The organism is Acinetobacter sp. V110_1 (assembly GCF_031798975.1).
Classification (GTDB): Bacteria; Pseudomonadota; Gammaproteobacteria; order Pseudomonadales; family Moraxellaceae; genus Acinetobacter; species Acinetobacter nosocomialis_A.
The window spans coordinates 44,530-62,176 of record NZ_JAVQNN010000012.1 but is presented as its reverse complement, the minus strand read 5'-3'; the positions used below and the strand labels follow the sequence as shown (position 1 = coordinate 62,176).

Below are 17,647 nucleotides of genomic sequence, written 5' to 3'. Positions count from 1 at the left end.
TAAATGGAACACGTTGCAAAACTAGTGATTCGTGATTTACACAAAACATTTGGCGATCATGAAGTACTGAAAGGAATATCGCTTGATGCAAATGCTGGTGATGTAATTAGTATCATCGGTTCATCTGGTTCGGGTAAAAGTACCTTGCTGCGTTGTATTAACTTTTTAGAACAACCGAGCAATGGCACCATTAAACTCAATGGTGAAAAACTACGCACAATCTTTGATAAAAAAGGCAATTTAAAAGTGGTTGATCCAAAGCAACTACAAAAAATGCGTACTCAGCTCATGATGGTATTTCAACACTTTAATTTATGGTCTCACATGACAGTGCTTGAAAATGTCATTGAAGGGCCAATTCATGTGCTTGGGATAAAGCGTGCAGAAGCAGAAGAGCGTGCACGCAAATATCTACGCAAAGTTGGATTACCTGAAAGTGTTGAAAGTAAATATCCAGCATTTTTATCTGGTGGTCAGCAGCAACGGGTAGCAATTGCTCGTGCTTTGGCAATGGAACCAGAAGTGATGTTGTTTGATGAACCAACCAGTGCGCTTGACCCAGAGTTGGTGGGTGAAGTGCTCAAGGTTATGCAGAGTTTAGCTGAAGAAGGCCGTACCATGATTGTGGTGACACATGAAATGGGCTTTGCACGTCATGTGTCTAATCAAGTGATTTTTTTACATCAAGGGAAAATTGAGGAACAGGGCCATCCTGATGAAGTACTCAACAATCCGAAAAGTGAGCGTTTAAAGCAATTTTTGACGGGCAGTTTGAAATAAGCTGTTTATACAGAGTAAGGTGAAATTTTTATAAAAGAATTTTCATCTTACTCGGTTACTTTTTTAATTATATTTTATAGATTGGTATTCTTAGAAAACACATTAATAATGATAATACCTGCAATCATTAAAGTAAGACCAATACAGGCCGCCAAATCTAAATGCTGTTTGTAAAATATCCAGCCAATTGCAGAAATTAAAATAATACCTGCGCCCGACCAAATGGCGTATGCAATTCCGATCGGAATCGTTTTTAATGTCAGAGACAGTAAATAAAAAGCAATTGCATAGCCCACAACCGTAATGATGGACGGAATGGGAACAGTAAAACCTTGAGATGCTTTTAAAGCTGAAGTTGCAATGACTTCACAAGCAATCGCAATTGCTAAATAAAGATAAGACATGGTGAGCTGCGCCAGAATGAGTTTTAATCAATCTATATGAAATGTTGAAATGGTTTGGCAGTTTTAACGATTGTTTAATTTTTTTGGTACAAAATTACCAGTAAATCAAACTGAACTGATCATTTGATTTTATCACTAGCAAAGTGTTCTCAGCTATTTATTCACTTATTTAATCATTGATCTGCATAGTCATTTAAGAGGATCAGTAACTTTAGCCTGATCCTCGATAGTGTTTTTAAGAAATAGGTTCGCCGAGTAAATTTAACCCTTTAAATTTCTCTAGAAGTTGCTCTTTATTTTCAATATGCGCAGGGTCTGGTTTTATGCAATCGATTGGACAAACCGCCTTACATGTAGGCGCATCGTAAAAGCCTACACACTCGGTACAACGAAGTGGATCAATTTCATAAACTTTCTTCCCTTCAAAAATAGCAATGTTGGGGCATTCAGGTAAGCACATATCACAGTTAATGCAGTCACTCGTAATCAAAAGTGCCATGTTTAACTCGCTGAATAAGCCAATGTCGATGCAGTAATACTTTCTTTCGCATGCGGCAAATTGCGTACGAGAAGGGCATAACTGATATCAACATCTTGTGAGAGCGGAATTTCAACAAAATGCCCCGAACCTTTAGCATCTGTAATTGGGTTCCCTTTTAAATCGCGCATTTCGGTTAAGGTAAAGGTGAGATTGCCTTGAGGTGTCATGAGTTCTAGTGAGTCGCCAACCATAAAACGGTTTTTAACTTCAATGCGAATATAATCACCGTGACGTTCTAAAACCTCGCCGCAAAATTGTTGATAGTCAAAATGTGATGATCCGTCAGCATAGTTTTGATAGTCGCTATGTACATGACGTCTCAAAAAGCCTTCGGTATAACCGCGATTTGCCAACCCTTCAAGCTGAGACATTAAGCTTGGGTCAAAAGGTTTACCTGCTAAAGCATCATCAATGGCTTTTCGATAAATTTGAGCAGTACGGGCACAATAAAAATAGGATTTAGTACGGCCTTCAATTTTCAGTGAGGCGATGCCCATTTTGGTTAAATGGTCTACATGCTGTACCGCACGTAAATCTTTGGAGTTCATAAAATAGGTGCCGTGTTCATCTTCTTCAGCAGCAAACATTTCTTCATCATTACGTTGTACAAGCAAAGTTTGAGTGGAGGTTGTTTCTGATTGTACTGATGAGCAGCAAGATTTTTCTGAGGTGTTGAGCTGAGTGACTGGAATCACATCGCCGTTCACATCTTCTTGAGCTTCATGCAACTTATAGTCCCAACGGCAAGCATTGGTACAAGCACCTTGGTTAGCATCACGTTTATTCATATAACCAGAAAGTAGGCAACGGCCTGAGTAAGCCATGCATAGTGCGCCATGTACAAAAACTTCGAGTTCAATACCTGGTACGTGTTGCTGGATTTCTTCTATTTCTTCTAAAGATAACTCACGCGATAAAATGACACGGCTTAAACCGTAATCTTTCCAAAATTTAACAGTGGCCCAGTTAATGGCGTTGGCTTGAACAGATAGATGAATTTGTACATCAGGAAAATGCTCTCTAACCATCATAATTAAACCCGGATCAGACATAATAAGTGCATCTGGCTGCATCGCTACAATCGGTTCAAGGTCACGAATAAAGTTCTTTAATTTGCTGTTATGAGGCTGAATATTCACCACAACATAAAACTTTTTACCTAAAGCATGAGCTTCATCAATTCCGATTTTTAAGTTGTCATGATCAAAAGCATTATTACGCACGCGTAAACTATAACGTGGTTGGCCTGCATATACGGCATCTGCACCATAGGCAAAAGCATAGCGCATGTTTTTTAGTGAACCAGCGGGAGAGAGGAGTTCAGTTTTCATGAAATAAAAGGCATAAAAAATATATGGTTTTATTTTATTAACTCTATATTTTGGATTCAACCTACTGAATTAGTAGGGATTTGATCATTATCCTTTTGCGCGGGTAGCATATTTTTTGCTAGCTCTCCTAAGCGCATCAAGGCATTTAACATTTTGGGATTTAGCTCAAAACAAGCTGCAATACGTAAACAATGACTAAATCGTTTATCAGCTGAACACAAAATTCCCGGCATACATAAGATTTTTTCATCCATTGCTTGGTGAAATAGTTCTAATGTATCTATTGATTCGGGTAGTTCTAACCATAAAATAAATCCTGCTTGCGGTCGACTGACTCGAGTACCGACTGGAAAATAACGGCAAATATAAGATTTGATGGTATCGATTTGCTGTTGATAGCGTTTTTTGAGCTGTCGTAAATGTAGATCATATCCGCCATTATCTAAGAAAAGTCCTAAAGTTTCCGTGAGCAAAGCCGGTTCAGCAACAGTGGTCGTAAATTTAAGTTGCTGCACAATATTACGAAAGCGCCCAGCTTCTAGCCAACCAATTCGATAGTCGGGTGCTACGGTTTTTGTATAGCTACCACACACCAAAACCCATCCATTTTGATCACGCGCCTTAATGTTGGGTAAAAGCGGTTCTGTCAGTTGCAATTCGGCGTACATCGCATCTTCAATGACAGGAACTTGAAACTGATTAGCTAACTCTGCCAAGCGACGACGGTTACTTTCAGGCATGCTAAAACCCAGAGGATTATGACCTGTTGGAATGGTTAATATAGCTTTTACACTTTTAGATTTTAACAGTTCTTCAAGAGCATCAAGGCACATACCTGTATGCGGCGAAGTCGGCACTTCTACGATTTTTCGGCCTAAATTATGAAGAAGCGGGTACAAATTATGAAAAGTAGGAATCTCAAGAGCAATGCTGTCACCTGCTTGTGTGGTTGCCATAATCGCGAGACTTAAAGCCTCCATCGTGCCATGAGTGAGTACAATATCATCTGCTGAAAGAAACATACCAAGCTGTAAACTTCGCCTCGCAATTTGAGTACGTAAACGTATAGAGCCGGGCGGTAAAGTATAGTTTTTAAAAATATCTGGTTGTGTCCGTAAAACTTGAGCAGTTAAGCGTTTTAAGCGTTCAATTGGATAGAAGTTTTCACCGGTAGGGCAAGCTAAGGCCAAATTGACATAGTCGGGGTCCATCTGTTTTTTAACAATTTGTGCGAGAAAACAGCTAATTCCTGAAAGAGATACTTTTTCTTCACTGACATAACGTTCTTCGAGTTCTAGTAAGTTTGAAGGTGCATGGCAAACATAGTAACCAGACTGTGGACGAACTGAAATTAAACCTTGGTCTTCAAGCTGACGATAAGCTTCTTTTACGGTGTTAATGCTGACCTGATAATGATTTGCGCAGTCGCGAATTGATGGTAAGCGTGAACCAATAGGCTGCCTGCCATTCTGAATTTGAAGGGTTAGGTCATCACTCACTTTTTTATATTTGTACATGTCAATTCATTAAAAAGCCAAAGCAATGGATACACTTTATCGTGATCTTTTATTTAACTCAAATATTGTGATTGCTTTAGATTGGTCGGTTTATTCATAATTTGAAATTAGAAACTGTGTCTATTATTTTTCATCTTAACTGATACTGTGACCATTAAAAATAAAACAGTAAGATCAAAAAATGGTGAGGATTTAAAACCATAATTTTTAATTACAAAATCAGTAGGAGTGGTCTATGTCTGTTGTTGCATTTAAACAAGTTGATGTTTTTACTTCACAAGCATTTAAAGGTAATCCTGTCGCAGTCATTATGGACGCCAGTACCTTAACGTCTGAGCAGATGCAGGAAATTGCGAATTGGACGAATCTTTCTGAAACGACATTTGTGCTCCCTGCGACAGATTCTCAAGCTGATTATCAGGTTCGAATTTTTACTCCGCAAAGTGAGTTGCCATTTGCAGGACATCCTACAATTGGTACTGCCTATGCTTTGCTTGAAGCAGGCCTTGTGACAGCTAAAGAAGATAAGCTTGTACAGCAATGTGCTGCGGGTTTGGTAACGCTTACCGTGAGTGACTCAGGGCATATTTCATTTGAACTCCCTAAGCCTAAAATTACACCATTAGATGCAATGCACACTGAGAAATTAGCAGAAATTTTAAAATGTGAAATTAATACTCAATGGAATGCTACATTGGTTGATGTAGGTGCACGTTGGATTGTATTACAAGCGGTGAATGCTGAAGCTGTTTTAGCAACCCAACCAGACTTTGCAGCCTTAAAACAACATGATTTAGAAATGAAAGTTACGGGCGCGACAGTTTTTGGTTTTTATGAAAATAATGATGAGCAAAAACATATAGAAGTTCGTTCATTTGCTCCTTCATGCGGAATAAATGAAGATCCAGTTTGTGGTAGCGGGAATGGTAGTGTGGCGTCTTTTATTCGTTACCATAGGATTTTGCCAGCACAAAATGATGTGGTGTTTTCTTCACAAGGTCAGGCTTTAGGCCGTGATGGACAACTGAAACTTGAATTGCATCAAGATAAAATTTTAGTGGGTGGAACCGCTGTTACCTGTATCGATGGCAGTATCACCTTATAAAAAGAGATATAAAAAAACCGAGGACTTAGCCTCGGTTTTTTATTTAGAAAAATCTTATTTTTCTACGAACGCACGCTCAATCACGTAATCGCCCATCTCACCCATACGAGGTGATTCAACTAAACCATGTTGGTCAAGTAATGCAGCCACGTCTTTTAAGAATGCAGGGCTACCGCAAAGCATTGCACGGTCAGTTTCACGGTTAAAACGTGGTAAACCGATTTTTTCAAATAAAGCACCAGTTTCAATTGCTGTTGTTACACGGCCTTGCGTGTGGAAAGGCTCACGAGTAACAGTAGGGTAGTAAACAAGTTTGTCTTTAATACCTAATTCTTCAAAGAATTCATGGTTTGGTAATTCGTTCAAGATTAGGTCTTGATACGCTAATTCAGAAATATAGCGTGTACCATGAACAACGATTACTTTTTCAAAGCGTTCGTAAGTTTCTGGGTCACGAATAATTGATAAGAATGGCGCAAGACCAGTACCAGAAGATAAAAGGTATAAGTTTTTACCTGGTAAAAGGTCATCATGAACCAATGTACCTGTTGGTTTTTTAGAAACTAAAATTTCGTCACCAACTTGTACTTTTTGCAAAATCGAAGTTAAAGGACCGTCTTGTACTTTAATTGAGAAGAACTCTAACTCTTCTTCGTAGTTCGCACTTGCAATCGAATATGCACGCATTAACGGTTTGCCATTCACTTCAAGTCCGATCATTACGAACTGACCATTTTTAAAACGTAAGCTGGTGTCGCGTGTAGTTTTAAAACTGAAAAGGGTGTCATTCCAGTGGTGCACATGAGTAATGCGTTCAACGTTAAAAGCAGCCATTAAAGGTCTCGATCACGATTAAAAGAAAACAGATAGCTATTCTAATATAATTTCATTCCCGATAAACTGAATATATTTAATTGTGTTTATAAGAAAAAGTGATGATGAATTCTGTCACCCTTCCAATAGTCGGGCACATGTGCTCACCTTTTCGAGAAAAATTTGGTATTCCACGCCAACCTAATTTGGTCAATATCGAGTCTTATATCGAAATGGTAGAACCTTATAATGACTTATTGGCTTTTGAGGGAATTGAACAATTTAGTCATCTCTGGCTCATCTGGCAGTTTCATGACAATAAAAATCAGGAGACTGCAACTAAGTTTCGGCCTCAGGTTCGCCCACCACGATTAGGTGGTAATGAAAAAATTGGTGTGTTTGCAACACGCAGCATGTATCGTCCAGCGCCTGTGGGTTTATCTGTAGTACGTTTAAAAAAGGTTGAAAAAGTCGGTAAGTCATTAAGAGTGTATGTTACTGGCAGTGATTTATTAAATGGCACGCCAATTTTAGATATTAAACCTTATATTCAATATTCAGATGCCATTGTTGATGCTCAAAGTGGCTATGCACAAGCTGAACCAGAACGAAAGCAAGTCATCTGGTCGGAAAGTGCACTCACTACCCAGCAATATCTTTTAAAGAATAAAAAAATTAACGGGCAATATCTGGATGAATTAGAGCAAGTACTGGCTTTAGACCCAAGGCCTGCCTATCAAGAAGACCCTGAACGAGTCTATAAAATGAAGTTTTCTAATTTTGATATTCATTTTAAAGTGAATGATAATGTAATTACAGTTATGGATGTGGTGGAAGATACTTCGTGTGTTTAAAAGTAAGACTTAAAACCAATGTATGTTCATCCATAGCAGGCTAATCAATATTGCTATGTGAATCAGTTGGGCAGGAACAAAAGCAAGGGCGTAGTGTATTCCACCTGAAATAGCTGAGTTAATGCTCTTAGCAATCGCATGCACAGCAAAACCGCCCATAAAAGCAATGAGTAGTGAGGTATGAGCGTTATTCGGTTCTCCTTGTACAATCACTGCTGCAATTGCTGCATGTATTTCGAATAAAGAGGCAAGTAAGGTCCCTGCAATTAAGCCAGCATCTCCTAAATATAGACTTAGACCATAAACACCTGCCTGAATGAGCGTAAGTGTTCCTGCAATAATGACCGCTTCTTTTAAGCTGAACATTCTGGAGTCTAGCTCGGGTGAAGTCGTACTTGGTTCTGCTTTACGTAATAAAATAAAAGCCCACACTGCTAAAAAAGCCAATGCAATGAGTGTAGGAAATATAATGAATTTGAACCATGCTAAGCTAATTCCAATCACAATAATTAAGGTCTGAATGAGTGTGGAAACACATGACATCAATGCTGCACCTGCATTTGTTTTTGCATTTGCACGACCAGAACGGACTTCTAAACCTAGACTTGCGATAGTGGCTGTACTTGAAACGAAACCAGAGGCTAAAGAAGAGAGTAATAAAGCATTTTTAGATGACAAAAGCCGTTTTGCAATATGTGCGAGAGCTTGCACAAATAAAATCAAAGTCAGTAATTTTAAAATGACATGTGGGTTTAAAACTGGACCCCAAAATGGTTTATTGGGGACTAACGGTAAGGCAATTAAAAGTAATGCCAGTAAAAAAATCCCGTCACGCAATTCCGATTCGGTAATCCACTGACTGGCAATACCATGCATCGATTGTTTTGCTAATAAAATAATTGTCATGATGACGGCGAGACCCGCAGCTAATGAAATATTCCAAATACAAAGCGCTCCTATAAAGTAAGTCATAATAAAAGCGAGTTCTGTAGTCACACCGGGGTCATTCGGCTGATTTTTAAGAGAGACAATACTGATTGCGCCAATAAGTAGAGCGCCAACTATTCCAATTTCAGTACCAAATAAAAAACAGATTGCACCGAGTAGGGAACTAATTGCAAAAGAACGAAAACCTGCAAAAGTTTTATATTCATGTTTGAGCTTGCTTCTTTCACGTTCCAGACCAATTAATAACCCGCAGCCTAATGCAGCAGCAATGATAGTAATAAATTCTTCAAAAGATGTGGTTTGTAATGACATTGTCATTGGAAGATTCATAATACTTCCTCTTTGGTTTATTGTTATATACAGAAGTTAATCATTTTTAAATCATATATTCATGTCCAGTTTATGCTTTTTATTGTATTGAGCCTAGTCTCTTTTTTAGTCAAACTCTCACAATAAATATTTTTATAAACATGATCTAGGACACAAAAAAATACCAAGTTGAGAATTGGTTTAAATAATTGAAGTTAAAAGATATTTAAAAGCTAAATTTGGAAATTTTCATACCAGTTAAATCTAAAACATCTCTGCTATATTATAAAAATATATTGGGGATAACACATGAATGCACATGTAGAAATAGACGCACATTGGTGTCTAGAACAATTATTACAAGAAGGTCGTATTACTGAGCGTGACAAATTACTAGTACAAACGACAAATAGACAAAAAGATCAACTGAAATGGCATCCATTACAGTGGATTGCACATTTTAATTTAAAAGACCAACACCATGTACAAGCGCATTTAAGTTTAAACCGTCTGTGCCAATGGTTTGCCGATCGAGCACAATTACCTTTATTTGTGATTGATCCTTTAAAGGCGGATGTCAGCGCTTTAACTCAAGTCATGTCACAAGAGTTTGCGATTCGTAATCATATTTTAGCTGTAGAAGTCCATGCGGACCGAATTGTGATTGGTACCGACCAGCCTTTTAAAATAGATTGGTTAAACAATTTGGAACGAAGTTTGGCACCGAAAAAAATTGAACGGGTACTGCTTAATCCCGAACAGTTGCAACGTTATTTACGAGAGTATTATCAGGTTAGCCGGGCAGTAAACTCAGCTCAGAAAGATGCTGCGCATGACCGTGATAACAAAGGGGTAGAAGCACTTTTACAACTTGGAGATAGCCAAAACCCTGATGCCAATGATCAACACATTGTAAAATTGGTTGACTGGATTTTACAGTTTGCGTTTGAACAAAGCGCCAGTGACATTCACATGGAACCACGCAAAGACAATGGTAAAGTTCGGTTTCGTATAGATGGCGTTTTACACACCATTTATAACATGCCTTCAAATACACTGACCGCCGTGATTTCCCGAATTAAAATTTTAGGGCGGTTAAATGTTGCGGAAAAGCGTAAACCGCAAGATGGTCGCTTAAAAACACGGACACCGAAAGGTCAAGAAACTGAACTCCGTTTATCGACCTTACCAACAGCGTTTGGTGAAAAACTGGTTATGCGTATTTTTGATCCAGATGTATTGGTACGTTCTTTTCAGCAACTGGGTTTTGATCAGTCTTTATTACAACAATGGCAGCGCATAACACAAAATAGTCACGGCATTATTTTGGTTACTGGGCCAACAGGTTCTGGTAAAACCACAACGTTATATTCTTCTTTAAAGCAGCTCGCAACTGACCAGGTTAATGTCTGTACCATTGAAGACCCGATTGAAATGCTAGAGCCTAGTTTTAACCAAATGCAGGTCAATAATGCAATTGATCTAGGTTTTGCTGATGGCGTGCGTGCTTTAATGCGTCAAGACCCCGACATTATTATGATTGGGGAAATTCGTGACCAAGACACTGCAAATATGGCTATTCAGGCGGCACTCACTGGTCATTTGGTATTATCAACTTTACATACCAATGATGCACCGTCTAGTTTGACTCGTTTACACGATTTGGGCGTGCAACCCTTTTTAACAGCAGCGACTATTTTAGGTGTATTGGCACAGCGTTTAGTGCGACAGCTTTGTCCGCACTGTAAGCAACAGACTCATATTAATGAAGATGAATGGCAACACCTAACATTTGACTACATTATGGAAATGCCCGAAAAAGTTTATCAAGCCGTAGGGTGTGAACAATGCCGACATACTGGTTATAAGGGGCGAGTGGGTATTTATGAGTTTATGCCTGTTAGTCTTGAGCTTAAGCATCTGATTGGTAGTCATGCGACATTAAATGAATTAAGAAGCCAAACTAAAAAAGAAAGTGTAGAGCCTTTGAGAATTGCTGGAGCGCATAAAGTCATAGAAGGGCTTACCACTTTAGAAGAGGTGTTACGCGTTGTACCGTTAAATTAAATTTTTCTTAAGATTCACCTCATCTATGCTTGTTGTACTTATGTCATACCAAGATGTAATCAAATAGGTGATTTTATGAAAATATTTAAAGTGATCTTGATGACTGCTGGTTTGGCAACTGCTGGCATGGTTATGGCAAATATACCTTTGAACCATGCAGCAATTACTCCAGCAACCGTAACGACTGTTAAGCAAGCTTTAACAGCAAAAGACAATACGCCTGTAAAGCTGCATGGACAAGTGGTGAAATCTTTAGGGGATGAAAAATATCAGTTCCGTGATAAAACGGGCACTATTACCATTGATGTAGATGATGAACTTTGGCAAGGTCATCCTATTTCCCCAACAACTAATATTGGTCTGGTGGGTGAAGTTGATATAGACCTTAAACCGTTAAAACGTGTAGAAATTGATGTAGAACAAGTCCAGTTCTAACATTGGATTTTACTTATACGATTTATAGCCGCACAAATGATGCGGCTTTGCTTTTTTAATAAAGGCTTGGCAAGATCAGGTCAGAATATAATAGGAAAAATAGATGAGAATTTTGCTTGCAGAAGATGATCGCTCTCAAGCGGAAAGTATTCAATCTTGGTTAGAATTAGACGGTTATCAAGTCGATTGGGTTGAAAGAGGTGACTATGCTCTGACTGCCATTGAGCAGCATGACTATGACTGTATTTTGCTTGATCGAGGCCTACCACAACTCGCGGGTGAAAAGGTCTTAACAACAATCCGTTATAAACAAAAAAATGTACCTGTCATTTTTATTACAGCGCGTGACAGTATTCAGGACCGAGTAGAGGGGCTAGATTTAGGTGCAAATGACTACTTGGTTAAACCTTTTAGCTTAGAAGAGTTATCTGCCCGTATCCGAGCTCAATTACGCAAACAAACCTTGAGTCAGCAATCGGTTTTAACATGGGGAGATTTACACCTCGATACTCAAGCGAAAGTTGTATTATTTGCTGGCAATTCGATCGATTTAACAGCAAAAGAGTTCCAAATCTTACGCAAGCTGATGGTTCATCCTGAACATATTATTACTCGTGATCAATTAGAAGAAGCGCTCTACGCATGGGGTGACGAGATTGAAAGTAATGCAATAGAAGTTTTTATTTATCAACTTCGAAAAAAAATCGGAAGTAGCAGTATTAAAACCATACGGGGACTAGGCTACCGTATGGGAGATTTAAAATGAAACCGAATCGTTCCTCTTTGCAGTCCCAACTGGTTAAAACCACCATGTGGAGCAGCATCGTGGTGGGGCTGCTCGCTTTAAGCTTACTCACCATATTTTCGATTTATCACAATATGTCAGTGCAAGATGAAATCATGGATGAAATTTCAGATACCTTGCTGGTTTCTGATCTCTCTAAACATTCTATGAAACAGTTTGACGAGCTCAGTGATGAATTTGATATTCAATATGAATTATTAAACTCTGGTCAATTGCTTACTCATTCTCATACCTATCAACACGAACTTTTTGAACAAGGCAACTTATCAAAAGGTTTTTCATACTTTTGGTTTGATGGTCAGTTATGGCGTAGTCTGGCCACACAACAAAAAGATTCAGAGCTGCAAGTTGAAGTCTTTCAGCCCATGAGTACTCGTGTAGAAGAGGTACTTAAAGCTCTTGCTGGATATAGCGGTCTTATGGTTTTGTTCTGGTTATTACAATGGGTGATTGTAAGTTGGCGTACCGAACAACAATTGGCAGCTCTCAATCTACTCTCTAAACGTATCGCTCAAAAAACTGCATCAAATTTAGAGCCTATTCAAGATCCAGATGTCATTACAGAAATTCAACCGGTCATAGATGCTTTAAATCAGTTACTTGCAAGACTTCAAAGAGCACTTGTTGCCGAACAGCGCTTTACCGCAGATGCATCACATGAGTTACGTTCACCTTTATCTGCCATACAAATGCGGCTTCAAGTTTTACAACGTAAATATCAGCATGTTCCAGAACTTGATCAAGACTTTGAACGCATCCAAGAAGACGTTTCAAGAAGTACAAAAATTCTTGAAAATTTACTCCTTCTGGCACGTTTGGAGCCTAATGAAACAGAGCAGCCCGATCTTTTTAAGAGTGTGATTGATTTAAACCATGTATTGGCTCGAGTAGTTGAAACTGTAAATATTGATGCACAAGCCAAACAAATGGTGATTGAGACAAATATTTTGTCAAATGAAACTAAAATGTTGGCGAACGAAGAATTACTGTTTATTGCTTTTAGAAATCTATTTGATAATGCTATTCGCTATAGTCCTACTTTGGGATTTATTCATGTTGAACTCAGTCAGTTCCAGCAACAACTGAAAATTTCTATAGAAGACACTGGAAATGGTGTAGATGATGAGGTTTTAAGACGTCTAGGACAGCGTTTTTTTCGTGTATTAGGTACACAGCAGCAAGGCTCAGGACTAGGGTTGTCAATTACTAAAAAAATTATTCAACTCCATGGTGGAGAACTGCAATTTATGCATGCAAGCCAAGGTGGTTTAAAAGTTGAAGTGACATTGCCTTTTAATCATGAAATACAAAAATAGCATGGTTGCCCATGCTATCCATTTTTTGTTTTCCCACGAATATTATTGAAACGCGAGGATCGTTCTTATTTAGTTAAAATGAGACGGTTATTGCGTGTAAGGCGTAAACGATATTCCTCGCCAGCATGCATAATTCGAATTTCACGACCTAATGCAAATAGGTTGTTAGAATGCAGCATTGGTAAGGCATGAGCTGAGTCAGTGTTACGAGTAAATAAGCTAAAAGGTGCGTTCATTTGTTGTGCTCCGTGGTATATTCTTGAACGATTTAAATGATAATCATTATCGAATAGATCTGTCAATGAGATTTTAAAGAATTTATAAATTGATAAAATTTGCTTACACTTGTGAAAAACTTGAGTGAGTAGAAAAATGCCTAAACCGATCGTCGATGTTGCAATAGCTATCTTAATTCATCGTGGGAAAATATTAGTTGGATGGCGTGGGGAGCAGCAGCATCAAGGTGGAAAGCATGAGTTTCCTGGAGGAAAGGTTGAGCAGGGTGAAACACCAGAAGAAGCTTGTCGCCGTGAAATTTATGAAGAAGTCGGCATTGGTTTAAAAGATTGGCATCAATTTGATTATATTCACCATGAATATGATGACATTATCGTCAACCTTCATTTGTTTCATAGCTATGTACCTGATGAATTATTAAATCTTATTCATCAGCCTTGGACATGGTACACACGTGAACAGCTACTTCAATTAAACTTCCCGAAAGCCAATAAAGAGATTATTAAAAGATTATATTGGCCGCATTTTATTAAAATTAGCTCTATGCTGACATCCGCCGAAAATAAGGACACTTTAGTGTATTGGCGTGGTGAAAAAGATAGTTTTGATCAGGCAGATCTAGAAAAATTAGCTCTTTTAGATACAGATCAGCTTTCAAAATTAATCATAAATATCGATGTTTGGCACAAGCTAAAACCTGAGTTAAAAAATCATATAAAAACGGTTCATCTTAAGCAGTCTCAATTAATGAGTTTGCATAAAGGTGACTTAGAGGTGGGAGTACGTTTTATTGCCGCTTGCCACGATGCAGTTTCTTTACAGCATGCTCAGCAAATAGGCTGTGATGCTGTTTTTGTAAGTCCTGTCAAAGTAACAGAGACCCATCCAGATGCGAGCGCATTAGGGTGGGATCGTTTAACTGACTTGATTGAGAAATGCCAGATTCCCGTATTTGCTTTGGGAGGCGTGAGTCCTGATGATTTAGCCACAGCACAACAACATGGTGCGTATGGCTTGGCAGGTATTCGTAATTTTTAATAAGACATAAAAGCATTAAAAGCTAGAGCGCTTTTAATGCTTGCTGTGCTTCCTGAACAGTTTTTTGGTTATTCCGCTGTTGCCCAGCTTTTAAAATGGTTAGCCAAAGCTGTTTTTTCATTGCTTGGCTCTGAGCAAAGCTTAAACCACGTCTAGCAAGAGACTCAGCATTAGCATATTGCTGTTTATGATTTGCCGTGAGTGCAAGAAATAAATAAGTCTCAGCCGCCTGTGGTGCTAAACGCTGCGCTTGAAGGGCATAGCGCTCAGCCTCCGACCATTGCTGGTTTTTGTAAGCTTGCTCAGTTTTTTGCATTAACGTTTTAAAAGCAGGTAATTGGCTTCCATCATCATTAAAGCGTTGGGACTTTTTCTGCTGAGGAACAATCACTTGTAAACTTTTACGTTGAATATCTGGATGATCATAAGGTGTAATTTTTACACCAGACGGCGTCTCAGTATTCTTTTTCTCGGTAACAGGCGGTGTTTTCTCTTTTGGAGCTGAATGATCCGGTAAAGTTGTACAGCCGACCATAAGTACAGCACCAATATAAAAAACACCTTTCTTTAACATATCCTGTTTCCTGTCAACGCTTAGTTGTTATAACTACCACTAGAAATCACATGTGAGTTATTCGACAGATCTTGTTCCATCTGGTTTTCACTCTCACGAATATAGCTATCGCTATTATCCGGTTGAGAAGCTGGTGCTGTGTTATCACTTTGTGGTGCGTATGTTGGATCAACTTGATAATACGGTGCTCCACATGGCGTAGCACGATGTGGAACTGTATGCGTCAGCATAGGGATATACATCGCACCAGCACAAGCCTGTGCCGATAAATCACCTGTTGCATGGTCAATCCATTGCCACTGTACAGTGTCTGGCTGACGTAAATTTACCGGTGTTTGACGTAATTGTTTCATTACATTAATCCACACCGGCAATGCACCAGATGAACCTGTTAAGCCAGTCACTTTGTTGTCATCTAGACCTAACCATACTACAGCGACATGGTTACCCGAATAACCGGCAAACCATGAGTCACGTGTATCGTTAGTCGTACCTGATTTACCAGCCAATTTTAACGCAGGAGGTAAGCTATTGTACGCTGCACGGCCTGTACCTGAAGACATGACCTGTTGAAGGCCGTAGTTCATGATATAGCCAACAGATGGATCAATCGTTTGTTGTACATTTAGACCATAACGATCAAGTAAACGGCCATTGGCATCTACCACAGAGCGAATCGCACGAGTTGGATATTTGAAACCACCTGTAGCGAAGTTTTCGTAAATACCGAGCACTTCCATTGGCGACATATTAACTGCACCAAGGAAAATAGAAGGGTAGGCAGGAATTGGTGATTCAACGCCAAATTTTCTTAAGTTATTGGTAAATGTAGATAACCCAAATTCTTGACCTATACGAACAGCAGAAAGGTTATAAGAGTTTGCTAAGGCTTCACTTAAACTTACAATGCCATGACCACCGCCACTATAGTTTTTCGGTGTCCAACTTTTACCGCCGTCTACAGGAATACTGATTGGTGCGTCTTCAATTTTACTTGCCCAGTTATAACGGCCAGACTCAATTGCACTTAAATAAATCACTGGCTTCAATAAAGAACCGACTTGACGTTTTGCATCTAAGGCACGGTTAAAGCCAGTAAAGTCTTGAGTTGAGCCAACGGCTGCAATTAACTCGCCATTTTCAGGATGTGCAATCAGTACTGCACCTTGCAAGTTTTTCAAGCGGGCAGGGTTGCTTTGAGTCAGACGTTCTACAGAAGCTTTAAATGCATCTTGAACTTGAGTTTGAGCAATAGGGTCCAAGGTCGTAAAAATACGTAATCCTTGATTGGTTAAATCGCTTTCTTGATATTCGGTACGTAACTGACGACGCACAATATCTAAGAAGTCAGGGAATTTTGCAGGACCTAAGCTTGGTTTGCTCAGTACATTTAAAGGACGTGCGATTTCAGTTTCATATTCTGCTTGAGTTAAATAACCCATTACACGCATGTTATTTAAAACTGTATCACGACGATTTTTTGCGCCTTCAGGGTTTTTCCAAGGGTTATATAAAGATGGACCTTGAACCAAACCGACTAAATAAGCTTGTTGCGCGACATTCAGTTCACGAAGTGGTAAACCAAAATAAAACTGTGAAGCCAAGCCATAACCATTAATTGAATAGTTACCGTTTTGGCCTAAATTTACTTCATTTAAATAAGCTTCTAAAATTTCATCTTTGCTGTAATGCAATTCAATGAGTAAAGCCATTAGGGCTTCATTCACTTTACGTTTTAATGTGCGTTCAGGTGTTAAATAGAAGTTCTTAACTAACTGTTGTGTCAGGGTTGAACCACCTTGGCGACGTCCTCCAGTTACATTACTCACCAAAGCACGGGCCGTACCACGAATTGAAATACCGTGGTGGTGGTAGAAATTACGGTCTTCTGTAGAAATTAAAGCTTCAATGAGGGGTTTAGGAACATTATTGAGTTTGATCAGAACGCGGTCTTCATTATGCTGAGGATAGATCCCCCCAATGAGCATAGGTTCTAAACGAGCCACACCTGTTGAAGAAGGTTTGGTACTGCGTACCTCTGCAACTTGGTCGTTTGCAAAACTAAGTTCTAAAACTTGTTCAGGTTCTACACTATCACCATAGTCGAAACCGCGAGTATGTACATACATGTTGCTACCTTGAGCAACAAAGGTTCCAGACTTGTCATAATTACTTGAAGTTTTGTAACCTAATAATTTTAATTCTTGGGTAAAATTTGCTTGAGTAATAGGTGCATTATTATAAATTTCCAAAGGCCGAGCGAATACTTTGGCAGGAATGTCCCAGCGCTGTCCTTCAAATTTTTCACGGATAATATTATCTAAACGAATCAGATAGATACTAAGAGCAATAAAAGCACCAATCACCAATATGGAAAAAATTAGTGCGAAGAAACCGATACCACGTTCAAACTTCATATAAATGAGATAAAACCCTAAACAATACGTTAATGATGCGATAGCTTGTCATCAATTTGCAATGATAAAACTGTGAATAAATGGAAAACTTAGATTGAATTTTACAGCATCTTGTTGTTATGTTTTTTTAAATTAATCAGGTTAATGTTATGATAG

General features: G+C 38.8%; 17 protein-coding genes. 8 read left to right on the top strand and 9 right to left on the bottom strand.

All coding sequences use genetic code 11. The features are described from left to right. Positions 1–3 precede the first annotated feature (3 nt). Positions 4–780, top strand: a complete 777-nt coding sequence (locus RMA95_RS00780) for an ATP-binding cassette domain-containing protein (RefSeq protein WP_311069317.1) — start codon at positions 4–6, stop codon at positions 778–780. A gap of 74 nt (positions 781–854) precedes the next feature. On the opposite strand, the gene abeS is transcribed toward RMA95_RS00780, so the two are convergent. The 4 genes from abeS to RMA95_RS00760 form a co-directional block, all read right to left on the bottom strand. Beyond that, entirely contained in the window at positions 855–1,184 is a 330-nt protein-coding gene (abeS, locus tag RMA95_RS00775; RefSeq protein ID WP_133746998.1) for a multidrug efflux SMR transporter AbeS, read from the bottom strand. A gap of 235 nt (positions 1,185–1,419) precedes the next feature. Further along, a complete protein-coding gene (locus RMA95_RS00770; RefSeq protein ID WP_311069316.1) occupies positions 1,420–1,683 on the bottom strand; it encodes a YfhL family 4Fe-4S dicluster ferredoxin in 264 nt (87 codons plus the stop codon). 2 nt (positions 1,684–1,685) lie between these two features. Further along, positions 1,686–3,056, bottom strand: a complete 1,371-nt coding sequence (gene yegQ / locus RMA95_RS00765; RefSeq protein ID WP_311069315.1) for a tRNA 5-hydroxyuridine modification protein YegQ — start codon at positions 3,054–3,056, stop codon at positions 1,686–1,688. Between the two features lie 56 nt (positions 3,057–3,112). Further along, a complete protein-coding gene (locus tag RMA95_RS00760) occupies positions 3,113–4,579 on the bottom strand; it encodes a PLP-dependent aminotransferase family protein (RefSeq protein WP_311069504.1) in 1,467 nt (488 codons plus the stop codon). A gap of 229 nt (positions 4,580–4,808) precedes the next feature. On the opposite strand from RMA95_RS00760, the gene RMA95_RS00755 reads away from it, so the two are divergent. After that, on the top strand, positions 4,809–5,678 hold the full coding sequence (locus RMA95_RS00755; protein WP_282496348.1) for a PhzF family phenazine biosynthesis protein: 870 nt from the start codon (positions 4,809–4,811) through the stop codon (positions 5,676–5,678). 54 nt (positions 5,679–5,732) lie between these two features. Here the strand turns inward: RMA95_RS00755 and RMA95_RS00750 are convergent, their stop codons facing one another. Beyond that, entirely contained in the window at positions 5,733–6,512 is a 780-nt protein-coding gene (locus RMA95_RS00750; protein WP_002118187.1) for a ferredoxin--NADP reductase, read from the bottom strand. A 104-nt stretch (positions 6,513–6,616) separates the two neighbouring features. Between RMA95_RS00750 and tsaA the strand changes: the two genes are divergently transcribed. Next, on the top strand, positions 6,617–7,345 hold the full coding sequence (tsaA, locus tag RMA95_RS00745) for a tRNA (N6-threonylcarbamoyladenosine(37)-N6)-methyltransferase TrmO (RefSeq protein WP_311069503.1): 729 nt from the start codon (positions 6,617–6,619) through the stop codon (positions 7,343–7,345). 9 nt (positions 7,346–7,354) lie between these two features. Here the strand turns inward: tsaA and RMA95_RS00740 are convergent, their stop codons facing one another. After that, complete coding sequence (locus tag RMA95_RS00740; RefSeq protein ID WP_311069314.1) at positions 7,355–8,623, bottom strand: DUF4010 domain-containing protein; 1,269 nt, start codon at positions 8,621–8,623, stop codon at positions 7,355–7,357. A 288-nt stretch (positions 8,624–8,911) separates the two neighbouring features. Between RMA95_RS00740 and RMA95_RS00735 the strand changes: the two genes are divergently transcribed. The 4 genes from RMA95_RS00735 to RMA95_RS00720 all read left to right on the top strand — a co-directional run bounded on the left by RMA95_RS00735 (position 8,912) and on the right by RMA95_RS00720 (position 13,225). Then, positions 8,912–10,669, top strand: a complete 1,758-nt coding sequence (locus RMA95_RS00735) for a GspE/PulE family protein (protein ID WP_019457134.1) — start codon at positions 8,912–8,914, stop codon at positions 10,667–10,669. Between the two features lie 75 nt (positions 10,670–10,744). Next, the gene (locus RMA95_RS00730; RefSeq protein ID WP_263614171.1) at positions 10,745–11,104 is read left to right on the top strand and encodes a NirD/YgiW/YdeI family stress tolerance protein; all 360 of its coding nucleotides are present in this window, start codon (positions 10,745–10,747) and stop codon (positions 11,102–11,104) included. 103 nt (positions 11,105–11,207) lie between these two features. Continuing rightward, positions 11,208–11,870, top strand: a complete 663-nt coding sequence (locus RMA95_RS00725; RefSeq protein WP_263614170.1) for a response regulator transcription factor — start codon at positions 11,208–11,210, stop codon at positions 11,868–11,870. After that, positions 11,867–13,225 carry an ATP-binding protein gene (locus tag RMA95_RS00720; protein WP_311069313.1) on the top strand — a complete coding sequence of 453 codons (1,359 nt, stop codon included), beginning with the start codon at positions 11,867–11,869 and terminating at the stop codon, positions 13,223–13,225. Before RMA95_RS00725 ends, RMA95_RS00720 begins: the two co-directional genes overlap by 4 nt. Before the next feature lie 65 nt (positions 13,226–13,290). Here the strand turns inward: RMA95_RS00720 and hemP are convergent, their stop codons facing one another. After that, positions 13,291–13,461: a hemin uptake protein HemP gene (hemP, locus tag RMA95_RS00715; RefSeq protein WP_000993415.1), complete on the bottom strand. Its 171-nt coding sequence runs from the start codon at positions 13,459–13,461 to the stop codon at positions 13,291–13,293. 136 nt (positions 13,462–13,597) lie between these two features. On the opposite strand from hemP, the gene RMA95_RS00710 reads away from it, so the two are divergent. After that, complete coding sequence (locus RMA95_RS00710) at positions 13,598–14,500, top strand: NUDIX domain-containing protein (RefSeq protein WP_311069312.1); 903 nt, start codon at positions 13,598–13,600, stop codon at positions 14,498–14,500. A gap of 22 nt (positions 14,501–14,522) precedes the next feature. On the opposite strand, the gene RMA95_RS00705 is transcribed toward RMA95_RS00710, so the two are convergent. Next, positions 14,523–15,074 carry a tetratricopeptide repeat protein gene (locus RMA95_RS00705; RefSeq protein WP_311069311.1) on the bottom strand — a complete coding sequence of 184 codons (552 nt, stop codon included), beginning with the start codon at positions 15,072–15,074 and terminating at the stop codon, positions 14,523–14,525. A gap of 20 nt (positions 15,075–15,094) precedes the next feature. Continuing rightward, positions 15,095–17,491, bottom strand: a complete 2,397-nt coding sequence (gene mrcB, locus RMA95_RS00700; RefSeq protein WP_311069310.1) for a penicillin-binding protein 1B — start codon at positions 17,489–17,491, stop codon at positions 15,095–15,097. Positions 17,492–17,647 lie beyond the last annotated feature (156 nt).

Bases quoted from the DNA above. Each gene is read 5' to 3' on its own strand.
- hemP (WP_000993415.1), bottom strand. From the start codon at position 13,461: ATGAACGCACCTTTTAGCTTATTTACTCGTAACACTGACTCAGCTCAT.
- RMA95_RS00725 (WP_263614170.1), top strand. From the start codon at position 11,208: ATGAGAATTTTGCTTGCAGAAGATGATCGCTCTCAAGCGGAAAGTATT.
- RMA95_RS00705 (WP_311069311.1), bottom strand. From the start codon at position 15,074: ATGTTAAAGAAAGGTGTTTTTTATATTGGTGCTGTACTTATGGTCGGC.
- mrcB (WP_311069310.1), bottom strand. From the start codon at position 17,491: ATGAAGTTTGAACGTGGTATCGGTTTCTTCGCACTAATTTTTTCCATA.
- RMA95_RS00755 (WP_282496348.1), top strand. From the start codon at position 4,809: ATGTCTGTTGTTGCATTTAAACAAGTTGATGTTTTTACTTCACAAGCA.
- RMA95_RS00735 (WP_019457134.1), top strand. From the start codon at position 8,912: ATGAATGCACATGTAGAAATAGACGCACATTGGTGTCTAGAACAATTA.
- RMA95_RS00780 (WP_311069317.1), top strand. From the start codon at position 4: ATGGAACACGTTGCAAAACTAGTGATTCGTGATTTACACAAAACATTT.
- RMA95_RS00710 (WP_311069312.1), top strand. From the start codon at position 13,598: ATGCCTAAACCGATCGTCGATGTTGCAATAGCTATCTTAATTCATCGT.
- RMA95_RS00740 (WP_311069314.1), bottom strand. From the start codon at position 8,623: ATGAATCTTCCAATGACAATGTCATTACAAACCACATCTTTTGAAGAA.
- yegQ (WP_311069315.1), bottom strand. From the start codon at position 3,056: ATGAAAACTGAACTCCTCTCTCCCGCTGGTTCACTAAAAAACATGCGC.
- RMA95_RS00750 (WP_002118187.1), bottom strand. From the start codon at position 6,512: ATGGCTGCTTTTAACGTTGAACGCATTACTCATGTGCACCACTGGAAT.
- tsaA (WP_311069503.1), top strand. From the start codon at position 6,617: ATGAATTCTGTCACCCTTCCAATAGTCGGGCACATGTGCTCACCTTTT.
- abeS (WP_133746998.1), bottom strand. From the start codon at position 1,184: ATGTCTTATCTTTATTTAGCAATTGCGATTGCTTGTGAAGTCATTGCA.
- RMA95_RS00720 (WP_311069313.1), top strand. From the start codon at position 11,867: ATGAAACCGAATCGTTCCTCTTTGCAGTCCCAACTGGTTAAAACCACC.
- RMA95_RS00730 (WP_263614171.1), top strand. From the start codon at position 10,745: ATGAAAATATTTAAAGTGATCTTGATGACTGCTGGTTTGGCAACTGCT.
- RMA95_RS00770 (WP_311069316.1), bottom strand. From the start codon at position 1,683: ATGGCACTTTTGATTACGAGTGACTGCATTAACTGTGATATGTGCTTA.